23 protein-coding genes and 2 tRNA genes are annotated in these 22,288 nt (G+C 72.2%); 17 read left to right on the forward strand and 8 right to left on the reverse strand.

Features of this window, described 5'->3' with window-relative positions:
* Nucleotides 1–58: 58 nt before the first annotated feature.
* From ABD774_RS16405 to rdgB, 3 genes are all read left to right on the forward strand, one after another.
* Complete coding sequence (locus ABD774_RS16405) at nucleotides 59–2,758, forward strand: phosphoenolpyruvate carboxylase (protein WP_345043464.1); 2,700 nt, start codon at nucleotides 59–61, stop codon at nucleotides 2,756–2,758.
* 82 nt (nucleotides 2,759–2,840) lie between these two features.
* Nucleotides 2,841–3,614 carry a ribonuclease PH gene (gene rph / locus ABD774_RS16410; protein WP_345043466.1) on the forward strand — a complete coding sequence of 258 codons (774 nt, stop codon included), beginning with the start codon at nucleotides 2,841–2,843 and terminating at the stop codon, nucleotides 3,612–3,614.
* Nucleotides 3,611–4,255 carry an RdgB/HAM1 family non-canonical purine NTP pyrophosphatase gene (gene rdgB, locus ABD774_RS16415; RefSeq protein WP_345043469.1) on the forward strand — a complete coding sequence of 215 codons (645 nt, stop codon included), beginning with the start codon at nucleotides 3,611–3,613 and terminating at the stop codon, nucleotides 4,253–4,255. The genes rph and rdgB overlap by 4 nt, the downstream gene beginning before the upstream one ends.
* A 39-nt stretch (nucleotides 4,256–4,294) precedes the next feature.
* Here rdgB and ABD774_RS16420 read toward each other — a convergent pair whose 3' ends face one another.
* Both ABD774_RS16420 and ABD774_RS16425 read right to left on the reverse strand, forming a co-directional pair.
* Nucleotides 4,295–4,699: a DUF3054 domain-containing protein gene (locus ABD774_RS16420; protein WP_345043471.1), complete on the reverse strand. Its 405-nt coding sequence runs from the start codon at nucleotides 4,697–4,699 to the stop codon at nucleotides 4,295–4,297.
* Nucleotides 4,699–5,235 carry an NUDIX hydrolase family protein gene (locus tag ABD774_RS16425; RefSeq protein WP_345043474.1) on the reverse strand — a complete coding sequence of 179 codons (537 nt, stop codon included), beginning with the start codon at nucleotides 5,233–5,235 and terminating at the stop codon, nucleotides 4,699–4,701. Before ABD774_RS16425 ends, ABD774_RS16420 begins: the two co-directional genes overlap by 1 nt.
* A gap of 153 nt (nucleotides 5,236–5,388) precedes the next feature.
* On the opposite strand from ABD774_RS16425, the gene ABD774_RS16430 reads away from it, so the two are divergent.
* Complete coding sequence (locus tag ABD774_RS16430) at nucleotides 5,389–6,285, forward strand: universal stress protein (protein ID WP_345043476.1); 897 nt, start codon at nucleotides 5,389–5,391, stop codon at nucleotides 6,283–6,285.
* A 57-nt stretch (nucleotides 6,286–6,342) separates the two neighbouring features.
* Here the strand turns inward: ABD774_RS16430 and ABD774_RS16435 are convergent.
* The 5 genes from ABD774_RS16435 to ABD774_RS16455 all read right to left on the reverse strand — a co-directional run bounded on the left by ABD774_RS16435 (nucleotide 6,343) and on the right by ABD774_RS16455 (nucleotide 9,011).
* Nucleotides 6,343–6,424 (reverse strand) — tRNA-Leu (locus tag ABD774_RS16435).
* A 24-nt stretch (nucleotides 6,425–6,448) separates the two neighbouring features.
* Nucleotides 6,449–6,925, reverse strand: coding sequence for a peroxiredoxin (locus ABD774_RS16440; RefSeq protein WP_345043479.1), 477 nt, complete (start codon nucleotides 6,923–6,925; stop codon nucleotides 6,449–6,451).
* A 73-nt stretch (nucleotides 6,926–6,998) separates the two neighbouring features.
* Complete coding sequence (locus ABD774_RS16445; protein ID WP_345043481.1) at nucleotides 6,999–7,451, reverse strand: DUF6098 family protein; 453 nt, start codon at nucleotides 7,449–7,451, stop codon at nucleotides 6,999–7,001.
* A 141-nt stretch (nucleotides 7,452–7,592) separates the two neighbouring features.
* A complete protein-coding gene (locus ABD774_RS16450; protein WP_345043483.1) occupies nucleotides 7,593–8,291 on the reverse strand; it encodes a GAF and ANTAR domain-containing protein in 699 nt (232 codons plus the stop codon).
* A gap of 93 nt (nucleotides 8,292–8,384) precedes the next feature.
* Entirely contained in the window at nucleotides 8,385–9,011 is a 627-nt protein-coding gene (locus tag ABD774_RS16455; RefSeq protein ID WP_345043485.1) for a hypothetical protein, read from the reverse strand.
* A 153-nt stretch (nucleotides 9,012–9,164) separates the two neighbouring features.
* Here ABD774_RS16455 and ABD774_RS16460 point away from each other — a divergent pair.
* Nucleotides 9,165–9,237: transfer RNA gene (locus ABD774_RS16460), tRNA-Lys, on the forward strand.
* Here ABD774_RS16460 and ABD774_RS21705 read toward each other — a convergent pair.
* Nucleotides 9,199–9,537 (reverse strand): helix-turn-helix domain-containing protein, encoded by a 339-nt coding sequence (locus tag ABD774_RS21705; protein WP_425554582.1) that lies wholly within the window; start codon nucleotides 9,535–9,537, stop codon nucleotides 9,199–9,201. The genes ABD774_RS16460 and ABD774_RS21705 overlap by 39 nt on opposite strands.
* Before the next feature lie 80 nt (nucleotides 9,538–9,617).
* On the opposite strand from ABD774_RS21705, the gene ABD774_RS16465 reads away from it, so the two are divergent.
* From ABD774_RS16465 to ABD774_RS16520, 12 genes are all read left to right on the forward strand, one after another.
* Nucleotides 9,618–9,836 carry a helix-turn-helix domain-containing protein gene (locus ABD774_RS16465; RefSeq protein ID WP_345043572.1) on the forward strand — a complete coding sequence of 73 codons (219 nt, stop codon included), beginning with the start codon at nucleotides 9,618–9,620 and terminating at the stop codon, nucleotides 9,834–9,836.
* Complete coding sequence (locus ABD774_RS16470; RefSeq protein WP_345043488.1) at nucleotides 9,833–10,702, forward strand: hypothetical protein; 870 nt, start codon at nucleotides 9,833–9,835, stop codon at nucleotides 10,700–10,702. Before ABD774_RS16465 ends, ABD774_RS16470 begins: the two co-directional genes overlap by 4 nt.
* A 123-nt stretch (nucleotides 10,703–10,825) precedes the next feature.
* A complete protein-coding gene (locus ABD774_RS16475) occupies nucleotides 10,826–12,760 on the forward strand; it encodes a hypothetical protein (RefSeq protein ID WP_345043490.1) in 1,935 nt (644 codons plus the stop codon).
* A gap of 150 nt (nucleotides 12,761–12,910) precedes the next feature.
* Entirely contained in the window at nucleotides 12,911–13,900 is a 990-nt protein-coding gene (locus ABD774_RS16480) for a nucleotide-binding protein (RefSeq protein WP_345043575.1), read from the forward strand.
* 9 nt (nucleotides 13,901–13,909) lie between these two features.
* Nucleotides 13,910–14,224, forward strand: coding sequence for a pilin (locus tag ABD774_RS16485; protein WP_248257284.1), 315 nt, complete (start codon nucleotides 13,910–13,912; stop codon nucleotides 14,222–14,224).
* Nucleotides 14,225–14,239: 15 nt separating this feature from the next.
* Nucleotides 14,240–14,926, forward strand: coding sequence for a hypothetical protein (locus ABD774_RS16490; RefSeq protein ID WP_345043493.1), 687 nt, complete (start codon nucleotides 14,240–14,242; stop codon nucleotides 14,924–14,926).
* A gap of 152 nt (nucleotides 14,927–15,078) precedes the next feature.
* Complete coding sequence (locus tag ABD774_RS16495; protein ID WP_345043495.1) at nucleotides 15,079–16,428, forward strand: hypothetical protein; 1,350 nt, start codon at nucleotides 15,079–15,081, stop codon at nucleotides 16,426–16,428.
* The gene (locus tag ABD774_RS16500) at nucleotides 16,425–18,050 is read left to right on the forward strand and encodes a hypothetical protein (RefSeq protein WP_345043498.1); all 1,626 of its coding nucleotides are present in this window, start codon (nucleotides 16,425–16,427) and stop codon (nucleotides 18,048–18,050) included. Before ABD774_RS16495 ends, ABD774_RS16500 begins: the two co-directional genes overlap by 4 nt.
* Nucleotides 18,047–19,528: an ATP/GTP-binding protein gene (locus ABD774_RS16505; RefSeq protein WP_345043500.1), complete on the forward strand. Its 1,482-nt coding sequence runs from the start codon at nucleotides 18,047–18,049 to the stop codon at nucleotides 19,526–19,528. The genes ABD774_RS16500 and ABD774_RS16505 overlap by 4 nt, the downstream gene beginning before the upstream one ends.
* Nucleotides 19,528–21,210: a type IV secretory system conjugative DNA transfer family protein gene (locus ABD774_RS16510; RefSeq protein ID WP_345043503.1), complete on the forward strand. Its 1,683-nt coding sequence runs from the start codon at nucleotides 19,528–19,530 to the stop codon at nucleotides 21,208–21,210. Before ABD774_RS16505 ends, ABD774_RS16510 begins: the two co-directional genes overlap by 1 nt.
* Nucleotides 21,207–21,725: a hypothetical protein gene (locus tag ABD774_RS16515; protein ID WP_345043505.1), complete on the forward strand. Its 519-nt coding sequence runs from the start codon at nucleotides 21,207–21,209 to the stop codon at nucleotides 21,723–21,725. Before ABD774_RS16510 ends, ABD774_RS16515 begins: the two co-directional genes overlap by 4 nt.
* On the forward strand, nucleotides 21,722–22,255 hold the full coding sequence (locus ABD774_RS16520; protein ID WP_345043508.1) for a hypothetical protein: 534 nt from the start codon (nucleotides 21,722–21,724) through the stop codon (nucleotides 22,253–22,255). The genes ABD774_RS16515 and ABD774_RS16520 overlap by 4 nt, the downstream gene beginning before the upstream one ends.
* Nucleotides 22,256–22,288: the final 33 nt, after the last annotated feature.

Genomic DNA, 22,288 nt, shown 5'->3' on the forward strand with positions numbered 1-22,288 from the left:
TGTCTCACCCTGGGGCCCCCGGAGCGGGCGCCGCGCCGTCGTCGGTAGCCTGGTCGGCATGAGCGACGCTCCCCGACGTGACCCCCTGCCCGTCGACCGGCACTCCCGCGGCGCCGCCAAGCACGAGATCCCGGACGCGATGCGTCAGGACGTCCGGCTGCTCGGCGGCCTGCTCGGCCAGGTGCTCCGGGAGTACGGCAGCGCCGGGCTGTTCGAGGACGTCGAGGCGCTGCGCGAGCTCGCCATCGCCGCGCTCGAGGACCCGGGCAACGACGCGCTGACCCGGGCCGAGGAGCTGGTGGACTCCTTCTCCGCCGAGCGCGCCGAGGAGGTGGCACGGGCCTTCACCTGCTACTTCCACCTCACCAACCTCGCCGAGGAGCAGCAGCGCGTCCGCATGCTGCGGGCCCGCGACGGCGAGGTCCCGCTCGCCGAGCAGCGCGCCTCCGACTCCGTGGCCGCCGCGTTCACGCACCTGGCCGAGGAGGTCGGCCAGGAGGAGGCCGAGCGGCGCCTGTCGGGGCTCGAGTTCCATCCCGTCCTCACCGCGCACCCCACGGAGGCGCGGCGCAACGCGATCGCGGCCTCGGTGCGGCGCCTCGGAGTCCTGCTCGACCAGCGCGACGACCCCCGGCTCGGCCCCGGGGCGCTGGAGGAGAACCGGCGCGAGCTGCTCGAGGAGGTCGACAGCATGTGGCGCACCGCCCAGCTGCGCCCCTCCAACCCCTCGCCCCTGGACGAGGTCCGCACCTCCCTGGCGGTCTTCGACTCCTCCCTCGTCGACGTCTTCGTCGCGTCCTACCGCCGGCTCGACGACTGGATGCAGGGCGAGCACCGCGGCCTGCGCGCGCCCAAGGCACCCGCGTTCGTGCGCCTCGGCACCTGGATCGGCGGCGACCGTGACGGCAACCCGAACGTGACGGCCTCCGTCACGCGCCAGGCGGCCGCGCAGTCCGCCGAGCGCATCCTCACCGCGCTGGAGGCGACCGCCCGCCGCGTGGGCCTCGCCCTCACGCTCGACGACCGGTTCGCGCCGCCCAGCGACGCCCTCATTGGCCTCTGGGGACGCCAGCGCCTGCTCAACCAGGAACTCACCGAACAGATCGCGGCGCACTCCCCGGGGGAAAGCCACCGCCGGGTGCTCCTGTTCGTCACCGAGCGCATCGCGGCCACCCGCCGCCGCGACGCCGACCTCGCCTACCCGGACGCCGCGGCCCTGCGGGCGGATCTGGCCGTGGTGCAGGAGTCCCTCGTGGCGGCCGGCGCTACCCGCGCCGCGTACGGCGACCTGCAGGACCTGATCTGGCTGGTGGAGACCTTCGGCTTCCACCTGTCGGAGATGGAGGTGCGCCAGCACTCCAAGGTCCACCTGCAGACCCTGGCGTGGCTGGACGACCCGGCGTCCGTGCCGGCCCCGGCCGTGCCGCCGGAGGAGGTGCTGGAGACCTTCCGCGCGATCGCCGCGGTCCAGGAGCGCCACGGCGTCGACGCGTGCCGCCGCTACATCATCTCCTTCACGCAGTCCGCGCAGAACATCGCGGACGTCTACGCCCTCGCCGAGCGGGCGCTGGGATCGGCGGAGGCCGCGCCCGTGCTCGACGTCATCCCCCTGTTCGAGACGTTCGACGACCTGCAGGCGGCGCCCGGCATCCTCGACGAGATGATCCGCCTGGCGCCGGTGCAGCGCCGGCTCGAGCAGACCGGGCGGCGCCTGGAGGTCATGCTCGGCTACTCCGACTCGGCCAAGGACGTGGGCCCCGTCTCGGCGACCCTCGCCCTGTACGAGGCCCAGGCCCGCATCGCCGCGTGGGCCCGCGAGAACGACATCGTCCTGACCCAGTTCCACGGCCGCGGTGGTGCGCTGGGCCGCGGCGGCGGCCCCGCCAACCGCGCGATCCTCGCCCAGCCGCCGCACTCGGTGGACCTGCGCTTCAAGGTCACCGAGCAGGGGGAGGTGATCTCCGCCAGGTACGGCAACCCCGCCATCGCGGTGCGCCACATCGAGCAGGTGGCGGCAGCCACCCTCATGGCGTCGGCCCCCTCGACCGAGCGGCGCAACGCCCAGGCCGCCGAGCGGTACGCCGACCTCGCCGCCCGGCTCGACGCGGTCTCCCGGACGCGGTTCTTCGAGCTGATCAGGGCCGACGGGTTCGCCCCGTGGTTCGCCGAGGTCACCCCGCAGGAGGAGATCGGCCTGCTCGCCATCGGCTCGCGGCCATCCCGGCGCGGGCTCAGCGTGGAGTCCCTGGAGGACCTGCGCGCCATCCCGTGGAACTTCGCGTGGACGCAGGCGCGGATCAACCTCACGGGCTGGTTCGGGCTCGGGTCCGCGCTGGAGGCCGTGGGTGACCTCGAGCTCCTCCGCCGCGCGTACGCCGAGTGGCCCCTGTTCGCGGCGATGATCGACAACGTCGAGATGTCCCTGGCCAAGACCGACCGGCGGATCGCCGTGCGCTACCTCGACCTCGGCGACCGGCCTGACCTCGCGGAGAAGGTGGTCGACGAGCTGGACCTCACGACCCGGTGGGTGCTGGACGTGACCGGCCACGGGCGCCTGCTCGAGGGGCACCGGGTGCTCGGCCGTGCCGTGCAGCTGCGCAACCCCTACGTCGACGCTCTCTCCCTGCTCCAGCTGCGTGCGCTGCGCACCCTGCGCGACAGCTCCCGCGAGCTCGACGAGCGCGAGGTCGCCGACCAGCAGCGCCTGCTGCTGCTCACCCTCAAGGGGGTGGCGGCCGGCCTGCAGAACACGGGCTGACCGCACGTCCCTGCGCGCGCCCGTGGCTCCGGCCACGGGCCGCGGCGTGGCCACGGCGTCGTCGGACGGTAATCTCGAGGTCATGACTTCTCCAGACCTCTCCACGTCCCTGCGCGCCGACGGTCGCCGCCCCGACGAGCTGCGGGAGGTGCGCATCACCCGCGGCTGGCTCGACGCCGCCGAGGGCAGCGTGCTCGTGGAGTTCGGCCGCACCCGCGTGCTGTGCGCGGCCTCGTTCACCGAAGGGGTGCCGCGCTGGCGCCAGGGCTCCGGCGAGGGCTGGGTCACGGCCGAGTACGCGATGCTGCCGCGCGCCACGAACACCCGCAGCCAGCGCGAGTCGGTCAAGGGCCGGGTCGGGGGCCGCACGCACGAGATCTCGCGCCTCGTCGGACGGTCGCTGCGGGCGATCATCGACGTCGCCGCGCTCGGGGAGAACACCATCGTCCTGGACTGCGACGTCCTCCAGGCCGACGGCGGGACCCGGACCGCGGCCATCACCGGCGCGTACGTCGCCCTCGCCGACGCCGTGGCCTGGGGCACCGAGGCCGGACACATCCGGCCCTCGCGCAACAAGCCCGTCCTCACGGACTCCGTCGCGGCCGTCTCCGTCGGCATCATCGACGGCCGCCCCGTCCTCGACCTGCCCTACGTCGAGGACGTGCGCGCGGAGACGGACATGAACGTCGTCGTCACGGGCTCGGGCGACTTCGTCGAGGTGCAGGGCACGGCCGAGGGCGTCCCGTTCAAGCGGGCCGAGCTCGACGCCATGCTCGACCTCGCCGTCGCCGGCACCGCCCGCCTGCGCGACCTCCAGGTCGAGGCCCTGGCCCGGCCGCTGGAGCGCCGCCCGTGAGCGGGAGCGCACCCGCGCGCCCGGCGGACGGCGGGCCGCGGCTCGTCCTCGCGACGCACAACCGGCACAAGGTCCGGGAGCTGCGCGAGATCCTGGCACCCCTGCTGCCGGGACTTCGGCCCGGCGACGTCGTGGGGGCCGGCGACGTCGGCGCGGAGCCGCCCGTCGAGGACGGGGTCACCTTCGCGCAGAACGCGCTCGTCAAGGCCCGCGCCCTCGCCGCGGCGACCGGCCTGCCCGCCGTCGCCGACGACTCCGGCCTCTGCGTGGACGTGCTCGGCGGCGCCCCCGGGGTCTTCTCGGCACGCTGGGCCGGCCGGCACGGCGACGACCGCGCCAACCTCGAGCTGCTGCTCGCACAGCTGGCCGAGGTCCCCGAGGAGCACCGCGGGGCCCACTTCGCCTGCGCGGCCGCCCTCGTCACGCCGTCGGGCCTCGAGGTGGTCGAGGAGGGGCGGATGCCCGGCGTCCTCCTGACCGCGCCCCGTGGCGACGGCGGCTTCGGCTACGACCCCATCCTCCGGCCGGCGGGGGAGAGCCGCTCGGCGGCCGAGCTGACGCCGGAGGAGAAGAACGCCGTCAGCCACCGCGGCAAGGCGTTCCGAGCGCTCGCGCCGCACATCGCCGCCGCGCTGCGCTAGCCGTCGCCCCGGCAGCTGTCGTGCGTGCCAGGGGCTGGGTCAGAGGTAGCGTGCCTGCCGCTCGTGGCGGCGTTCCTTGATCTCCAGGACGCCGCGCCAGCCCAGGATGAGCACCGCGAGCACGGCGGCGGTGACGACCGGGAAGGCCCCGGAGACCCCGCCTCCGGTGATCGCCCGCAGGGCCAGGCCGACCACGGTGGTGACGGCCCACACGATGACGCCGGTGGGCCACAGGAGCAGCGGCAACGAGCGCACGCCCGGCAGCGCCCAGGCGATGGCCAGGCCGAGGACGAACGGCCACACGGTCAGGAGGAACTCGCCGACGGGCGAGCCGTGCATGGCCATGCCGATGATCGTGAACACGACCACGCAGGCGAGGTCGAGGGCGAACCACTTCAGCGGGTTCGTCGCCCCGGGGACGATCGGTTCCGGTGCGGTGTCCATCAGCGCAACCTCCCCAGGTGGGCCAGCGCCTGCTTGAGCAGGATCGCATGGCCCTCGATCATGTCGTTGAGGATCTCGGGCGTGACCGCCTCCGCCGGGGTCAGCCAGGTCAGCTCGAGGGTGTCGTTGGCCGGCTGGCAGTCGCCGACCACGGGGACGACGTACGCCAGCGACACGGCGTGCTGGCGCGGGTCGTGGAACGGGCCGCCCGGGGTGGGGAAGTACTCGCCGACGGCGTAGGGCACCAGGGACTGGGGCAGCCGGGGCAGCGCCATCGGGCCGAGATCCTTGTCCAGGTGCCGCGCGAGCGCCTCCCGGATGGTCTCGTGGTACAGGACCCGCCCCGAGACGAGCGCCCGGGAGATCGTCCCCTCCGACGTCGCCCGGAGCAGCAGGCCGACGGACTCGACCTCGCCGTGGCCGTCCAGCCGCGCCGGCAGCGCGTCGATGTAGAGGATGGGCACCTTCCGGCGTACCTGGTCCAGCTCCTCGGGGGAGAGCCAGGGGCCGAGGTCACCGCTCGCAATGTCGCTCACCCTCTGTTTCTATCGCGCCCGGCGGCCCGGCGCGACAAGGCTGGCCGTGGGGGCCGACCGGTGGCGGTCCCGGGCCGGGGGCGGAGCATGGAAAGCACACCTTCGACGACGATGCGTGTGCACCATGGGAGCGGGATCTCCGAGGAGGTAGCCATGTCGGACGAGGAGAGCTTTCCCGAGGGCGCGGTCGTGGCCGGAGTCGACGGGTCGGAGAAGGATCTGCGAGTCCTGGACTGGGCGGCGGAGGAGGCGGGGCGCCGGGGCGCCGGGCTGCATGTGCTCTCCGCCGTCCCGCTGTTCACGGGCACGACGTACTACGACGTCATGCCGACCCAGGAGCTGCAGGACTCCGCGAGACGGATCGCCCGAGCCGGGGCGGAGCACGTGCGGGCGGCGCACCCCGGGCTCGAGGTGACGTCGCAGGTCCTCCGCATGGATCCGGCGTCCGCCCTCGTCCACGCCTCCGAGCGCGCCTCGGTCGTCGTCGTCGGGGCGCGCGGGCTGGGGCGGATCGCAGGCCGGATCCTCGGGTCCGTGTCGCAGAAGGTGGCGGCCCACGCGCACAGTCCCGTGGTGATGGTGCGTGACCTGGCGCCCGCCCCGGACGGGCCCGTCGTCGTCGGGGTGGATCCGGACCACGTCTCGCCCGAGGTGATGCGGTTCGCCTTCGCACAGGCCCAGCAGCGTGGAGCCGGGGTGCGCATCGTCCACGGAGGGGCGCGCCCGCAGTTCCGGCCCGAGCTGCAGGACCCCCGCATCGACGTGCTGCTCGACAGCGTCGCCGAGAACCGGGCGACCGAGGTGCAGAGAACCGCGGAGGAGTGGTCCGAGCGGTACCCCGGCGTCCCGGTCGACGTCCGGGTGGTGCCTCGCCATCCCGTAGAGGCGCTGGCGGAGGCGGCAGCCACCGCGAGCCTGCTGGTGGTGGGAAGCCGGACCCGCGGAGGGCTGGCCAACGTCCGTCTCGGCTCGGTGAGCCGCGGCGTGCTCCACGAGGCGCCGGTCGTGGCGGTCGTCCGGGTCGGGCACGAGCCGGGCCGGACGACCTGAGCCGCGACCTGCCTGCCGTGGCGCAGCCGTGCGGGTGCGGCGCCGAGACGAGGCGAGTGCGCGAGAGGGGACTCGAACCCCTACGCCCGAAGGCACCAGGACCTAAACCTGGCGCGGCTGCCAGTTACGCCACTCGCGCTCGCGGGCCAGCCTATCGGCCCCGTCAGCCGACCCCGAGCAGCGTGCGGAGCCTGGCGACGTGGCCGGTGGCCTTGACGTTGTACTGGGCGAGCTCGACCGTCCCGTCCTTGCCGACAACCACGGTCGAACGGATGACGCCGACGTACGTCCGGCCGTAGTTCTTCTTCTCGCCCCAGGCGCCGTAGGCCTCGAGCACCTCGTGGTCGGGGTCGGAGGCGAGCGGGAAGGTGAGTCCCTCGGCCTCGGCGAAGCGGGCCAGCTTCGCGACGCCGTCGGGAGAGATGCCGACGACGGCGTACCCGGCCCCCTGGAGGGAGGCGAGGGAGTCGCGGAAGTCGCAGGCCTCCTTGGTGCACCCCGGCGTCCCGGCCGCCGGGTAGAAGTAGACGACCACGCCCTTCGTCGCGTCGGCCCTCAGCGCGGAGAGCGTCACCTCGCCGCCGTCGGCGGTGGGCAGGGTGAAGTCGGGGGCGATGTCGGCGGGCTCGAGACGAGGCATGTCACTTCCTGGGCAGGGTGGGCTGACGGCGCCATCCTCTCAGACGGCGACCGACGCTCGGCCCAGCCGGCGGTCACCGCACGTCGCGGCAGCGCCAGGCGGCGTAGATGCTCTCGGCCTCGAGAAGAGCGCCCTGGCCGACGAGGGCGACCGGGCGGGCGGGTGCGACGAGCGGCTCCCCGTCCGCGCCGCGGCCGACGACAGGGCCCGTCAGCAACCAGGCTCGCGACCGTTCGGAGATCAGGTAGGAGTGGCTGACGAGCTGACGGGCCACCCAGACGTGCTCACCGGCGGGCCACCACGGCTCCGCGCTCAGCGGCCAGCACGCCAGCCCGGGCAAGGGGTAGCCGCTCTCCTGGTGGCGGCTGCCGCTGCGCACGTCCGCCGGGCCGTTGCTGATGCGGAGGAAGAGCTCTCCCTCACGCTGCTGCGCCTGCACGATGTCGGAGACGGTCTCCAGCGTGGGCAGTTCCCGCACGGACCGGTCGTCGTTGGTGGGGATCTCGATCACATCGGCGTACGACATTGTTCGCTCCAGTAGTCGGTGCTCGCGCGAGCGCGCGCACTCTCGCCGCCAGGGTCCGGAGCGGCAGTTCCCGCCGGGTTGTTCTGGGGCGGGTTGTTACAAAACCGTAACCCCTCGGGGAAAAGGGTGGCAACCGGTCCGTTAGAGCCGCAGGCCCATGCGAACGATCGCCTCGGAGACGTCACGGACCTTGACGCTGTGGCTCCTGGCGTGCGAGCGGATCCGCTCGAAGGCGCTCTCGACCGTCTCGCCGCGCGACTCGGCGACGACTCCCTTGGCCTGCTCGATGACGATCCTGGACTCCAGGGCCTGGGCGAGCTGGTCGTTCAGCTCCTGCTGCTGGTGGTGCGACGAGGCGTTGATGAGGTAGGCCGTGGCCATGTCCCCGAGCAGCGCCGCGGCGGCGAGGTCCTGCTCCGGCCACTCACGCTCGCCGGCGTACATGGACAGCGCGCCGTAGGTGTTGCCCCCCAGTGCGAGGGGCAGGGCGGCCACCGCGCACGTGCCCGTCTCGCGGGCGACGGCGGCGAGGGCCGGCCACCGCTCCTCCAGCTCCGCCGGGCCCGAGACGATCACGGGCTCGCTGCCGCGAACGGCGTCGACGGACGGGCCCACCTGGTGCTCCTCCTGGAGCTTCTCGAGGAGGGTGAGGTGCGGAGGGATGACGGTGGCCGCCCGGACCTTGCCCTCCTCGGCCAGCGAGACGCCCGCTGCGGTCAGGTGCAGCACCTCCTTGACGCGCACGGCGAGCGCCTCCAGCACCGCGTCGACGTCGTAGGGCCGGATCAACGCCCGCACGAAGTCGGAGAGGGTCTGGACGAACAGGTCGTGGTCGTACAAGGTTTCCGCTCCTCCTCGCCGCGATGGCGCTGTTCCCGGGATCTGCCGAGGCTAGTGCGGGCGCACGGCGGCGGCATCCGGGCGACCCAGCGGTCACGCGCCGGGACGCTCGTCGGCGGTGCGCGGCGCCACGCCCCAGTGCCCGAGCTCGACCTCGGCCAGCCGCGCGGTGGTCACCGGGTCCCCGGCCCGCCAGGCCGCCGCCGGCGCCGGCCCGACGGCGGAGAGTACGGCGGGCGGCCGTGAGGCGAGGGCACGGAGCGCGAGGAGGTCGGCGCCGCCGGGCTGGGCCTGCAGGCACCGCACGGCGCCGGCCCCTGCCGCGTACCGCACGCGCAGCGCCAGCCACGGCAGGAGGACGACGCCGGAGAGCATGACGGCGACGAGGACCGCGACCAGCACCGCCAGCGTCTCGACCAGGACTGCGCCGTCCGCCCCGGCCTCCTGCAGGCGCGCGCCCGAGTCTGCGACGTCGTCGAAGGGCTGCCGGAGCCGCTCGCCCAGCAGCGGCAGCTCGCCCGCGCCGCGCCCGGCGTCGCCCATGCCGTCCTCGATGGCGGCGCCGACGTCGGCGACGCGCCGCAGCGGGGCCGCGCCTGCCTCGAGGAGCGCGTGGAGGGCCATGCCCAGCACCGTGCACATTGCGAGCCAGACGGCCACGAGGACGTCGCCGGCCACCTGGCGCGCGCGGCGGGAGGGCTGGTCCGCGTAGAACTTCATGATGGCGTTGTACCGGGGTCGACCGGGGGGCGCACCCTCCGGTGTGCCCGACGGGGGACGCACGCTCCGGTGTGCTCGACGTCACCCGTTCGGGGGCCCTCCTGGTTTTGAGGCCTCCTGCGCGGTGCGGTAAAGTCACTTCTCGCGCACCGAGCACCGCTAGCTCAATTGGCAGAGCAACTGACTCTTAATCAGTGGGTTCTGGGTTCAAGTCCCAGGCGGTGTACTTCCGAAGGTCCCTGTCCCGCTCCGCGGGGCGGGGACCTTCCTCGTACAGGCCGAGCAACCAGGCCGCTGACACCTTCGTCACCGCCTCTACGCGGCGCGCCACGTGCACCACGTTGCGCGGGCCGTTCCGGCCCGACTCCCACTGTGAGTACGCGGCTGGGGATACCCCCAGCTCCTCCGCGAACCGGGCCTGAGGCATGTCCACCGTGAGACGGGCCTTCCTGAGTTTGTCCGCAAACGTCCATTGCGGGACGAACGCCGAAACTTCACCTTGTGTCGCAGCCATGACGCCAAGCATGCACCTCTGCGTACAGACATGCAAGCATCGCTATGTAGGTATGTTGACATGATGTGAGCGTCTATGGTCCTATCTCCTTCATGGAACCTAGGCATGCTGACGTACCGGCAGGTTTGCTGACGGTGGGGCAGACGGCCGCCCTGCTCGGCGTCTCGGTGGACACTGTCCGCCGGTGGGAGAGGGACGGTCGCGTGGCGGGATTCCGAACGCCGACTGGGCAACGTCGCTTCCGGCAGCACGACGTGGAGCAACTGCTCACACCCGGCGGTACCTCTCGGGAGGGAGGTGAGCAGGGGTGACACGTCCGGCCGGCCCGGTGGATGTCTCGAGTGACGAGGCGCTCCGCGACGCGCTTCGCGACGTCGTCTCAGCAGGCTGGGACTCAAGTCTGGCGCATGCCGTCGGTGCCGAAATTGTCTCCGAGGCGTCTCGTCGCGTCGGCGGTCTCGCGGCACGCAGGCGCGGTGTCGAGTTCGCCGAGGCTCGCGCGGACCTCGCCTCCCGGTCATGGGAGGCTGCGCGGACGCATACGGACCGCATCTGCGCGGCGCAGGACAACGCCTGGGGGCTGGTCGTCACGATCGCGTCCCGCGAGGCGGCGAAGGACGATGCCGCCGCCAGGCTGGCCGGCATGGCGCTGCCGCACTCGGCGCGGCGCGCTGCGGAGACCGTCGCCGTGGACCTGCGTGACTTCACGACGTTACGCCTGCTTGAGACAACCGTGCGTCCGCTCCACGAAATGGCCACCACCGCGCCCGCCACGGTCGCGGCGGACGAACTGGGCCCGCTGCTCGGCGGCGTCAGTAACCTTCTCGCCCACCACGGCCTTGGCCGCGCCCGTGCGCGGCGCGCGGTGGCACGCGCAAGCGAGCTGGCTGTCCGGGAGAGAGCCTCCTACCGGCACGGTGCCGCGAGGCAGGATGCGGAACCTGGCGGCACGCTCCATTCGCTGGGTTTCAACCCCGAACGCGCCTCGGCCCTGATGAATCTTCTGGTGGGTACCCGCCGCGGGGGGCCTCAGAGCTCGATGCTGCTGCAGGCCGCCACCAGGGGCGGCATCGACAGGGTGGCACTGACATGGCAGCAGATGACTTGGCTCTTCTGCGCAGCAACTCCCTCAGAGATCCCGCCCGGCTTCCAGATGCCCTTGCCGTTCGCGGCCTGAGGCTCCCAAGACCGAAGGCCCGGCAACGGCCGAGCCTCCTGTCCCGAGTAGTGGTCCCGCACAGTGCTGGCAGGCGCTCGAGACCACTGACAACCCCCTCGCCCGTCGCACACGACCGCTGAGATGAGGTTGAAGGTGACCACGACGGTACCGCCGGTCCATGGTGCTGGTCCAGACTTCCGCGTCGACGCGGACGCAGTGACCGCTGAGCGCGCCTGGTCCCTGGCGCCGATGATCGCCGGGCGCCCGCGAATGCGCGTAGGCGTCCGAACCGGGCGCCCCGGTGAGTTCACATACCCCCAGCGGGCCGAGAGGCCGCTAACCGCCGTGCTCCCGAGCGCACCGGCCGCTGTCCGGCTCGCGGACAAGCACGGGTGCATCCACACGCTGTGCCTCGACCTCGACGTCGGTGGGCACGGCGCCCACCAGGTTGAGGCGGACCGGCGCACGCTCAGCGCCTGGCTCGACTCGTTCGGCGCGAGGTATGTGACCGACCGGTCTCCCTCTGGCGGCCACCACATCTACGTTCCCCTCGCGATTCCGGTGCCGTACCGGGATGCCTGGGAGGTCGTCCGCGCGCTGCGGTCGATCGCCCCGTCCCTCGACCCCTCTGTGTTCAACAGCGTCCATGGGTGCATCCGCCCCCCTGGAGCGCGATGGAAACACGGCGGCTACCAGCTCCTGCTTGGAGACATCGACGAAGCCAGCTTCATCCTGAGCACGAGAAACGCCGAATCGCTGTGGCTGAGCATGTGGAGCAGCCTCGAGCAGGAACGGCATGAGCTTGGCATGAACGAGCCGGCGGCACCGGAGCCCGAGGCCGTAGAGGCTGCGGCCGGCGTCTCGACTACCCGCCCGTTCTTCGCCCGTCTCGAGGCGGTCGCGCGTGAGGGGACGACCGAGGGGTACAAGAGCCGCTCTGAGGCCCGTATGGCCGTCCTGGTCGGCGCCGCGCGCATCGGTATGCGATTTCAGGACGTCGTTGCCCGTGTGGAGGACGGGCGGTGGGCCGGACTGGCGTCCTTCTACGCCAAGTACACCGGCACGGTCGCCCGTCGCAGGCTCGCATCGGAGTGGAACAAGGCCCTCCGCTTCCTCGCCGCCAACGGGCTGAAGCAGCCGCCGCCAACGCAGCGGGAGAGCCACGGCCGTATCTCTTACACCAGCCCCGCAGGGTCACACGCCCCTACCAGGGGGACTCGCTCACACCGAGATTCCATCTTGCAGTGGCTCGCTGCCGCGGACCGTCAGCTCACTGTCCACTCCACCTCCTCGCGTCAGGCCCGCTCGGCCCGGTGGGTCGCGAGAGCGCTCGCCGAGGCCGCGGTGAAAAGCGGAGGTCAGAACGTCGCATTCGGCGTCCGGTCGCTGGCGGTCGCGGCCGGCATGTCCCACACATCAGTGGCCACGCACCTGAAGTGGTTGCGCAGCCTCCCGGACCCGCCCATCGTGCTCGACCAAGTGGGGCGCCTCGAGCACGCCGACACCTACTTGCTCGTCATTCCCGACGAGTTCGGCTCGACCGTGCCTCCTCGCGGACGACGGCGGGTCTTTGCCCTCCGACCGGCCTTCCGCGCCCTTGGTCACGTCGCCGCGGAGGTCTTCGAAGCGGTGGAGGACGGACGCGCGGACTCTGCCGTGTCTGCCTCCTCGGTCTGCCGGATGTCGCTGACTGCGGCCAGGGAGGCGACGGACATCTTGCTGTCCTACGGCCTCCTGGCGCGCGCCGCAGGCCGGCTTGTCGCCCGGCCTGGCCGGCTGCCGAGCATCGCGGAGTACCTGGGCGCCCACATCGAACTGCGCGACCAAGTCGATGCCTACAGGCTGCAGCGCAGGGCGTGGCATGCCTACCTGGAGTGGCTACTGGCCCGTCCCCTCGGCGGACAGCTCGGGTCGCACGGAAGCCCTTGCCGGGAGCCGGCCGCCTCGAGCCCCGGAAACGCTCTTCCACAGGGACAGCGACATTCAGGTGGCTGTCCACAGGCGGCCGACACGGCGCCGTCGCATCGTCCCACGATGGGCCAGACGAACCGGTGCGCGGCCCTGCCCACTAGGTAACCGAGCGGCCGCCGAACCCAGCGGCTCGATCCAACGAGGGGAACTCCGATGCCATCGATTGAAGGAAGCCCGTTCGCTGGCGCCCATCGCGTCAGCCTGTTCGAGGAGGGGGATCCGGATCCTGTGAGTGCCAGTGGGTCTGGCTTGGACGTGATCACGCCGGAGCTCCCCGGGGTTCAGTGGCCTGCCCACCCGTTGGTCCTGCCAGAGGCCTCACGAGCCGACCTGATCCCACCCGGCTCCGGGGTAAAGCCCGTCGCCTCGTGGGGATGGCGGGGCGCTGTGGTCCGCGCGACAGGCGGCCTAGTTCGAGTGCGGCCAGGCGTAGCGGAGCTCGCCCACCTTGCTGCAGAACGCACCATCAGGCAGGCGACCTGGTCTGGGGCCGTCAACGTCCTCGTCGCCAACAAGTCCGGCGGCGTCGGCAAGACCGTGACCTCGGTCGTCCTCGCTGGCGTCCTCGCCGCTGCCCGAGGTGGCTCGGTCGCAGCGTTCGAGGTCTCGGACGCGAGCGGCGCGTTGAGCAAACGCGCCGAGGGTGTTCCCGTGCGCGGCCTTGGCGAACTTGTCGAGCGCCTGCACGCAATCGAATCGGCTGGTGAGCTGGGCGGGTACACGACGCCGCAGACGTCGCACGCGGACCTCATCGGATCGGTCCAGGACCGGCCGGTGCTGACGGCCGAGCACGTACTCGCGCTTCGCACCGTCCTTGACCGGTACTACCGCGTCACCGTCGCCGACTCGGGCAACAACCCCCACTCCGACGCATTCTGTGCCGCTGTCTCGACAGCGGACGTCCTCCTCCTTCCGGTCCAGGTCTCGGCGGTCCCGTTCCTCGACATGGTGGACGTGCTGACCGCGGTACGCGCCATGGGAGAGCACGGCAGGCACCTCAGCGCCAAGCCCCTCATCGTCGTCAACGACGACGGCCGGCCGAAGCCGGCGGACGCCAGCCACCGGGTCCGCCAAGAGCTCGATCGGCTGGCTCGTGAGGGAGCGACGGTTCTCGAAGTCCCCTTCGACCCTCACCTGGCGGAGGGCGGCGAGATCACCCTCGCCTCGCTTTCCGACAGCTCGCTGCGCGCCTGGACGAAGGTCGGTTCGGCAGTCATTGCACAACTCGCGTACGAGGCTCAGTAGGAGGTCGCGGTGTACGACGTCATTTCGGCCGGCGCTACAGTCATGGCCATCGACAACCCCATCGATGGCATCGTCCCCAATTTCGGAATCTTCGGTGCCGAGTTCACCGCGTGGTGGCAGAAACTCTTCGCCGCCGCCTGGGCGATCGGCATCCTCGTCGCCATCTTCTTCCTGCTCCAGGGCGTGGTGACGATGGCGAACGCTGGCGACAACCCGCACGACTACGCCCAAGGTCGCGGCCGCGCGATCAAGGCGCTGATCGGCCTGGTGCTGGTGGCAGCTTTCGCGATCCTCGTGGGGGCAATCCTCTCCGTGGCCACCTGACCGGAGACCCAGCCGATGAGTTTCGAGCTGCAGTTTCGTTACCGCCGCCGCTGGGTGCGGTGGCTCGTCGCAGGCATTCTCGTGCTCGCATTGAGTGCGGGTGGCCTGACCTGGCTGCATGGCCAGCGCGACGGGAACGCCGCGCCCTCGCCCGCTCCGATCACCGCTACGGCACCGACCCCCACACCGACAGTCGGCCGGGTGGCGAACGGGTGTCTCGGTGGGTCCGCGATCACCGCGCACACCGTACTGACGGCTCTGCAGCAGGCGGAGCTCGACGACGTCGGAGCTGCTGAGTTCGCCGCAACCGTCTATCGCTGGCTGGGCTCGGACGAGTCACTACCGCCCGCAGACGAAGTGCCCGTTGTCCTGGGCGCAATCACGGCGCCCGACGCCACGGAGACGGTCGCGGGTATGGCTGATCGGGTAGAGGAGCCCGGCCTAACAGACGAGCGGCAAGGCCCACCGTCCTCGACCGAGGGCGGTGGGTACTACATCGAGTCCTCAAGCGGGGACGAGGTCGTGGTGTCCGTCTTGCTCACCATCCCCGACATGAAGGACCAGGCAGGGAACGTGATGGCCACCGCTACCACGTTCACCCTGGACCGGTCCAGCGGGGAGTGGCAGCTGAAGGACAACAGCGCTGATCGGCGGATATCCGACCTCAAGGAGATAGCACAGCCGTTTTCCGGGGGGTGCTGACGATGGCGGCGCACGACGGCGAGGGGCGAGGCCTCGCGGAGAATGCCCAGGGGTGGGTCCGGGATGCACTTGACGCTGGTCTAGGCACAATCGATGAAGCCGCTGGAACTGTTCGGACGGCGGTGGATTTCGGATCGGACCCGTTGGGGTTCTTGTTCGACAAGACGCAGGAGGCCGCGCACGGGCTGAGCTCGTCGGTGCTGCCGACGTTGTTCGACGCGACCCAGCCGGACCTGTCCGCGGAATGGTTTCTCGATGCGTACCGGGTGAGTTTCGCGCTCGGGGTCTTCCTGTGGGCGTTCCTGCTTCTGGTGACGGTGGTCCGCAGCGCTCAGGGTGTGTACTCCTCGAACCAGGTGGCTGACGTGCTCACCCGTGGTTCGGTGCTGTTCCTCGGCGGGGCGATGTTCGGGCCGGCGGCCGGGTGGTTCGTGCTCGAGTTCGTCGGCTCGTTGAGCGACGTCATCGCCAGGTGGGCGATCGAGTCGTCCACCGACGAGGTCGTCTCGAGCATCTCGGAGATGGTCGCGGACGGCGACGCCTCGGGAGTCACTGGCGGCGTGCTGGTGGCCCTGTGCCTGATGGTGCTGATGCTCGTCGGCCTGGTGCTGGTCATCGCGATGCTGATCGTGACGATGGTGACCATCTACATCGGTGGCGCCGTGGTCCCGATCGCCCTGGCCTGGTACGCCAGCCCGGAGCAGCGGCGGATCGTGACCCGGCTGCTGATGGTCCTTGGTGGGGTGATCGCCGCCAAGCCGGTGCTGTTCTTGGTGCTGGGACTGGCCTACCGGTTGGCGGCGAGCCAGGCGCGGTGGCTCAGCGACACCCCGGACGTGGCGACGCTGGCGAACCACCTGGCGGCCGCGTGTGCGCTGTGCCTGGCCGGCCTGACGCCGTTCCTGCTGTTCAAGTTCGCGCCGGTGCTGCCGACCACGGCGGGGCAGGCCGGTCCGGCGTTGAGCATGGCCGCCAGCGACGGCGCCTCGGGCGGCAGCTGGGGTGGATCGGAGACCGCTCGCCGGGCACAGGACCGGGTACAGCGGTCCGACGCCGGCACCGACTCGGGCGACGACGGCGGCCCGGACGACGGCTCCGACGACGGGGGCGGCGACTCGGCAGGTTCGTCGACGTCGTCCCGGCGCGCGGATGAGGGCGGGACGGTCCAGAAGGCGTTGGAGGCCAAGCAGCAGGTCGCGAGCGACGGCCAGGGCGGCGAGGGGGCTGACGCCGCGTGGAAGGGCACCTTGGCAGGGGGGTCGACCACCGAGGCTGCGGCCGCGAAGGGATCGGCCGCCGGCTCCGAGGGTGCGGCTGCGACGAGCAGCTCGTCGAGCGCGGCCGCCGGCTCCTCCGGTGCCGCGGCCGGGGCTGCCGGTGCCGCGGTCGCGGCCGGGGCCGTGGCGGTCGTGGCCACGACGAAGGCGGCCGACTTCGGTACCCGCGGCGGGGAGATCGCGGCCGCGGAGATGGACGAGGACCCGGCCGGAGGTGCGCGATGAGCCGCACGTCGGTGCTGGGCGGGGAGTCCCGCCGCCGGTCCTGGCTGGGTGGGTCGGTGCCGACCTGGCGCCTGGTCAGCGTCGGCGCGGCTGTCCTGGTCGCGATGGTGCTGACGATGACGATGGCCGAGGCTGGGTTCGCCATCGGGGTCGTGGTCGTCGCGGCGACGTGGGCCGCGACTGCGGCCACCCCGCGTGGCTCGGTGGTCTCGCGGTTCGTGACTAGGCGGCGCTGGCTCGAGCGCAACAGGACCGGCACGGTGGCGTTCCGCCCCTTCGACCAGGGCGAGTGGGACGCGCTGGCCGCGCAGGCCCGCGCGCGGGACGGCAGGGTGCGCGCGGACGCAGCCCGGCAGGCCGCGGCGTACCGGGATGTGCCGGACGGGGCCGAGGGCATGGGCTGGCTCGAGCGGCGTCCGCGGCGGCCGGGGATCGCCTGGCATGCCCCGACCGGGGAGGACGCCTATCTGTCGGTGGTCTTCGAGGTGTCCGGGCAGATCCGCGGTCTGGAGTCCGACCGTGCCACGGGGGAGGCCGCCGCGCGCTGGGGCCGGTTTCTGGCTTCGTTGGGGTCGGAGGAGTCCGTGGCCCGGGTGGTCCAGTCCCTGACCCGGGTGCTCCCTCCGGACTCGGCCCGTCACGAGGCGTGGCTGCTGGAGAACCTTGGCTCCGCGGTGCCGCGCGAGCTCGCACAGTCCTACGACGATCTGATCCGGCGCAGCGACGCCTCGAGCATGGTCCAGCGCCACTACGTCGCGGTGCGCTGGCCGCTGGGCGCGGCCTTCTGCGCCGCGGCCGCCCGGTTCGGCGAGGGCCGGGACGGGTGGCGGGCGTTCATGGCCACGGAGATCGCTGCGGTCGCCCGGGGGCTGCGCCAGGCGCGCCACGGGCAGGTGCGGGCGCTCAGCGCCGCACAGGTCGCTGCGGTGATGCTGCACATGCAGGACCCGTCCCGGCCGATCGACCAGGTCGCCGACGTCGACCCGGACCGGTTCGGGCTGGCGAGCCGGGACGAGTACTCCGCCCACGTGGTCATCGCGAATGATCCGGCCACGGGGGAGGAGCGGCGGTGGTGGCACCGCACCGCACGGATCAGCGCTGACGCCTTGGCCACGGTGCCGCGCACGTCGATGTGGCTGACCCCGATGCTTGCCGGCGGCCCGGAGGGCACGTTGCTCACGCTCAGCTTTCAGACGTGGATCATCCCGGCCCGGCAGGCCCGCGGGGCCGCCCGCTCGGATCTGACCCGCGATGCGGCCGACCGGGTGGCTCGCAACCAGGACGGGCGCCTGCTGGACGAGGAGAACGAGCTGCGCCTCAGCGCGGCGCAGCGCCGGGCCGCCGACCTGCGCCCGGGGCAGCACAACGCCGGGGTGGAGTGGGCCGGCTACCTCACGATCAGCGCCCGCACCCGGGAGGAGCTCGGCCGCGCCGCCCGCCACGCGGCCGCGATCGCCGAGCGTGACCTGGGCATCGAGCGGCTGGAGTGGCTCGACACGTATCAGGCTGCGGCCTCGGGGTGTACGTGGCCGATCGTGCGGGGGATCAGGACCCCGCTGTCCTCGGCCGGAGACCGCGTGATGAGCGCCCTGTCCGGCCATGGCGCGAAGGAGTCTCTGTGACGACCACGAACGTCCCGGCCACGCGCCGCGCCCAGCGCGAGCTCGCGGCCGGGAACCAGGCACCGACCACGCCGCCGGCGAAGGAGACCAAGCGCCGACGCCGGCTGCTCGCGCCGCCCTCGCCGCCAGCGCCGCGGGAGGAGGGCCTGACCCCGTACAACGCGCGCGGTACGCGCCTGCGCCCCAAGCCGGGCTGGGCCAGGCGCGGCTACTACGCCCCGCTGCCCCAGGGGGCGCCGAGCACGACCCGGCAGGCCGAGGTGCTCAACACCGGTGTGGTCGCCGCCCCCACGGACGTCGAGGCGCTCATCGTCGGCCTGGACTGCCTCAGCTCCTCCCGGGTCCACCACGACCCGTTCGTGGCCTACCAGAAGGGCATCGTCTCCTCCCCGAACGTGGTGGTGGTCGGTGACGTCGGTTCGGGCAAGTCCTCGGTCTGCAAGTCCGCCTACGCGCTGCGCCCGCTGCTCCTGCGGGACCGCCGTGCGGTCATCTTCGACAAGAAGGACCGCGGCGGCGAGGGCGAGTACGCCGAGCTGGTCCGCTTCTTCGGCGGCGAGCCGTTGACGTTCAGCACCGACGGCGACGGGGTCGTGTTGAACCTGCTCGACCCGATCATCACCGGCGCCGGGGCGAAGAACCAGGTCCGTCTCCTCCAGGTCGCCGCCGAGCTCGCGCAGGACGGCGAGCCGCTGGACGAGTGGGAGCGCGAGGCGCTGCGCTCGGCGTACCGCCTGACCATGCGCCAGGCGGAGGTGGACGGCCGGGTGCCGGTCCTGCCCGACGTGCTCGCCAACTTGGGGCACATCGAGGCGGACCACGAGGGCGGCTACGGCGACGCCTCGGCCGCCGCGAAGGAACGGCTGCACGAGGCCGCCCTGGGGGTGCGGTTCCTGATGGGGGGCCTGCTCGAGGAGTACGGCGGCATCTTCGACGGGCCGACCTCCAGGGGGGTGCGGCTGGAGGAGAAGCTGACCAGTTTCGACATCTCCCAGCTGCCCGACGACGGCCCCGCGGTCCCGACGGTGATGGCGATCGCGAACCTGTGGCTGCTCGGGTCGCTGCGCCGCAACCGCGGCAAGATGACCAACCTCGTCGTCGAGGAGGGGTGGCACCTGGTCGCGGGCCCGAACGCCGGTCTGCTGCGCTCGAACACGAAGCTCGCCCGCGCCCTCGGCCTGGCCCTGGTGGTGGCGATCCACAAGCTCGCCGACATTCCGGTGACCTCGCCGGCCATGGCGGTCCTGCAGGAGGCGCAGACGATCCACGTCTACCGCCAGTCCCGCGCCGCCGACGTCGAGCGGTGCGTGCGCGACTTCAACCTCACCGCCGACGCCGCCGAGGTCATCCCGTCGTTGCAGACCGGGTTCCACATCTTCAAGCGGGGCACCGCCCCGGAGGTGATGGTCCGGCACGTGCGCTCCGAGCTCGAGGAACGGCTGACCGAGACCGACGCGGCGATGGGAGGACGGCGCTGATGGTGACGAGAGAGAACCGCCCGCCGATCAAGGCGAGCACCCGGGCCAACGTCCAGCTCGCGCTGCTGGCCGCGGCGCTGCTCGCCTACTGGCACCTGACCTTGTGGGTGACCTCGACCGGCCTGGGACTGGCCGGCGTCGACCGCACTTTCCTCGCGCTGGTGCGCCTGTCACCGCTCGACCTCGGCGAGGACGTGACCACCGCGAGCCTGCCGGTGGTCCTGGCGGTCTGGTTCGCCCTGGTCATCCTCACCGCCGTCGCCCTGGTCGGGGCCGTGGCGGCGCGCCACCGCGGCCGGGCCGAGAAGGGCATGGTCACCGGCAAGGCGCTCAAGGACCGCGTGACCGGCGGGCCGTCCGCGACCCTGCTGGAGCCGATCGCGAGCTATCACGGGCAGCCGGTACGTCCCCGTACCGAGGACACCGGCTGCGTGATCGCCCCGCCCCGGCAGGGAAAGACGGCCTATCTCGCCGTCGGGCAGGTCGTCGACGCCCCTGGTGCGGTGGTGGCGACCTCGACGAAGGTCGACCTGTTCCGGCTCACGGCCCAGCCGCGGGCCGAGCGTGGCCGGGTGTGGGTCTTCGACCCCGAGGGCGTCTCCGCGTGGCCCGAGGCGGCGCGGTGGAACATCGTCGCCGGCTGCGCGGACGTCAAGGTCGCGATGGACCGCGCGAAGGCGATGGTCGCGGCCCGGCCGATGGACGGCTCCCGCAACGCCGGCTTCTTCCACGAGGCCGCCGACACGGTGCTGCGCTGCCTGCTGCACGCCGCCGACCTCGGTGGTCACACCATGCGGGAGGTGCTCGCCTGGGCGCGGGACTTCGACAACGAAACTCCCTACGCGATCCTGCGCGAGCACGAGGGCGCGGCCCCGGGCTGGGCGAAGGATCTGGAGAAGTTCGCCCGGGGTGAGGCCCGGGAGACCGTCTCCTCCACCGACATGTCCCTCTCCCTGGTCCTCAAGCCGCTGGCCGACCCCCGGGTCGTCGACTTCGTCTGCCCCGCGGCCGGCGACGGCGAGGCGTTCGACCCGGACCGGTTCGTCCGGTCCTCCGACACCCTCTACCTGCTCTCCGAGGGCGGGTCCAGCGGCGTCGCCCCACTGGTCACCGCCCTGGTCTCCGCCGTGGTCCGGGCCGGGCGACTCGCCTCCCAGCGCACCGCCGCCGGCCGCCTCGACCTGCCGATCACTTTCGTGCTCGACGAGGTCGCCAACATCGCTCCGATCCCGGACCTGCCCCAGCTCATGGCCGACGGCGGCGGCCGCGGGATGAGCGTGTGGCCGGTCGTCCAGGACGAGTCCCAGCTGCGCAGCCGCTACGGCGACGAGGGCGCCAAGACCATCTGGGCGGCCGCGGCGGTCAAGCTCCTCATGGGTGGCTCGAGCAACGACGGTTTCCTGGAGTCGGTGTCCCGACTCCTCGGGGACCGCCGGGTCACCCGTTCCGCCCGCCACTACTCCGAGCGCGGCGAGACGCCCTCGTTCAACGTCTCGACGGAGAAGGAGCGCGTGCTCAGCGTCTCCGACCTGCGCACCATCCCCGAGGGGCGTGCGCTGCTGCTCTACCGCGACCTGCCCGGCGGGATCGTGGATCTTACCCCGTGGTGGAAGCGATCCGACGCCGAGGAGCTCAAGGCCTCGACGTCCTGGGTGCTGGACCGGGAGGGCATCACCGCATGACGACCACCGAAGAGCTCGGCGACCTCCAGGCGCGACTGGAGACCGTCGAGGGCGCCCTGGCGGACCTGATCGATGCCGTCTCGGAGCGGCCCGCGGGTGGGCCGTGGCTGTGGACCCGCCTGGGCAGGGACCGCCAGGTCGCCCTGTGGGAGGAGCTCGCCGACTTCGTCGCCTGGCTCACCGCCCGGTACCTGTCCAACCTGCAGGTGCGGGAGTACCGCCTCCCGCCGTGCTGGTACCGCCACCCCGTCGCCGTCGAGCAGCTCACAGCCCTGATGGTCGCCCACCAGGGCGCCTACAACGAGGCGGCGGCCGAGCCCTCGCCCGCCCTTGTCGACTGGCACGAACGATCCCTGTGGCCGACCCTCGACCGGCTCCGGCACCTCAAGGTCTTCTCCGGCTGCGACGACGGCCACCAGGACCACCAGTGGACCGCACCACCCTGGCAGGCCGACGAGACGTTCTACGAGTTCGTCGCACAGTCCCTCCCGGCCGAGCCCGAGGAGGAGCGATGACGCCGCGCCGCACCGCCGGCCTCACAGCCGCGGTGGCCGCGATCCTGACCGCCGCGGGGTGCGCGAGCACCCCGGCCGAGCCGCAGCCGGCAGCCGCACCGACGGCGCCGAGCTCCGCACCGGCCACCTCAAGCTCCCGGCCGACGGATGAGCCGATGGAGGAGCTGACCGGGCAGGAACAGGTACCCACCGAGCGGCCGCCGACGTGGGACGAGACCGCCGCCGAGGAGGCCGCCGACCGGGCGGTGGCGTTCATGCGCGCGTTCGCCCGCCCCGACCTGGCCGCTCAGCAGTGGCATGCCGGGATCGCCGGGCTGATGACCACCACCGGCGCGGAGACCTTCGCCTACGTCGACCCCGCGGCGGTGCCGGCCACCACCGTGACCGACGGCGGGGAGGTCCTGGACACCAGCTCCGCGTCGCTCGCCGAGGTCCGTGTCGAAACCGACGCCGGCCCGTACCTGGTCACGCTCACCCGCACCGGGGCCACCGATCCCTGGCTGGTCGAGTACGCCGACCCGATCGACTGAGCACGCCCGTCCCGGGGGGGAGGACGAGAAACG

The organism is Georgenia daeguensis, assembly GCF_039537705.1.
Taxonomy (GTDB): Bacteria; Actinomycetota; Actinomycetes; order Actinomycetales; family Actinomycetaceae; genus Georgenia; species Georgenia daeguensis.

What these genes read in the sequence shown, in the direction of transcription:
- ABD774_RS21705 (WP_425554582.1), bottom strand. Translation starts at nt 9,537, where the DNA reads ATGCTTGGCGTCATGGCTGCGACACAAGGTGAAGTTTCGGCGTTCGTC.
- ABD774_RS16430 (WP_345043476.1), top strand. Translation starts at nt 5,389, where the DNA reads ATGTCGGACGAGGAGAGCTTTCCCGAGGGCGCGGTCGTGGCCGGAGTC.
- ABD774_RS16420 (WP_345043471.1), bottom strand. Translation starts at nt 4,699, where the DNA reads ATGGACACCGCACCGGAACCGATCGTCCCCGGGGCGACGAACCCGCTG.
- ABD774_RS16475 (WP_345043490.1), top strand. Translation starts at nt 10,826, where the DNA reads ATGAGGTTGAAGGTGACCACGACGGTACCGCCGGTCCATGGTGCTGGT.
- ABD774_RS16440 (WP_345043479.1), bottom strand. Translation starts at nt 6,925, where the DNA reads ATGCCTCGTCTCGAGCCCGCCGACATCGCCCCCGACTTCACCCTGCCC.
- ABD774_RS16405 (WP_345043464.1), top strand. Translation starts at nt 59, where the DNA reads ATGAGCGACGCTCCCCGACGTGACCCCCTGCCCGTCGACCGGCACTCC.
- ABD774_RS16515 (WP_345043505.1), top strand. Translation starts at nt 21,207, where the DNA reads ATGACGACCACCGAAGAGCTCGGCGACCTCCAGGCGCGACTGGAGACC.
- rph (WP_345043466.1), top strand. Translation starts at nt 2,841, where the DNA reads ATGACTTCTCCAGACCTCTCCACGTCCCTGCGCGCCGACGGTCGCCGC.
- ABD774_RS16510 (WP_345043503.1), top strand. Translation starts at nt 19,528, where the DNA reads ATGGTGACGAGAGAGAACCGCCCGCCGATCAAGGCGAGCACCCGGGCC.
- ABD774_RS16455 (WP_345043485.1), bottom strand. Translation starts at nt 9,011, where the DNA reads ATGAAGTTCTACGCGGACCAGCCCTCCCGCCGCGCGCGCCAGGTGGCC.
- ABD774_RS16500 (WP_345043498.1), top strand. Translation starts at nt 16,425, where the DNA reads ATGAGCCGCACGTCGGTGCTGGGCGGGGAGTCCCGCCGCCGGTCCTGG.
- ABD774_RS16520 (WP_345043508.1), top strand. Translation starts at nt 21,722, where the DNA reads ATGACGCCGCGCCGCACCGCCGGCCTCACAGCCGCGGTGGCCGCGATC.
- ABD774_RS16490 (WP_345043493.1), top strand. Translation starts at nt 14,240, where the DNA reads ATGAGTTTCGAGCTGCAGTTTCGTTACCGCCGCCGCTGGGTGCGGTGG.
- ABD774_RS16445 (WP_345043481.1), bottom strand. Translation starts at nt 7,451, where the DNA reads ATGTCGTACGCCGATGTGATCGAGATCCCCACCAACGACGACCGGTCC.
- ABD774_RS16465 (WP_345043572.1), top strand. Translation starts at nt 9,618, where the DNA reads ATGGAACCTAGGCATGCTGACGTACCGGCAGGTTTGCTGACGGTGGGG.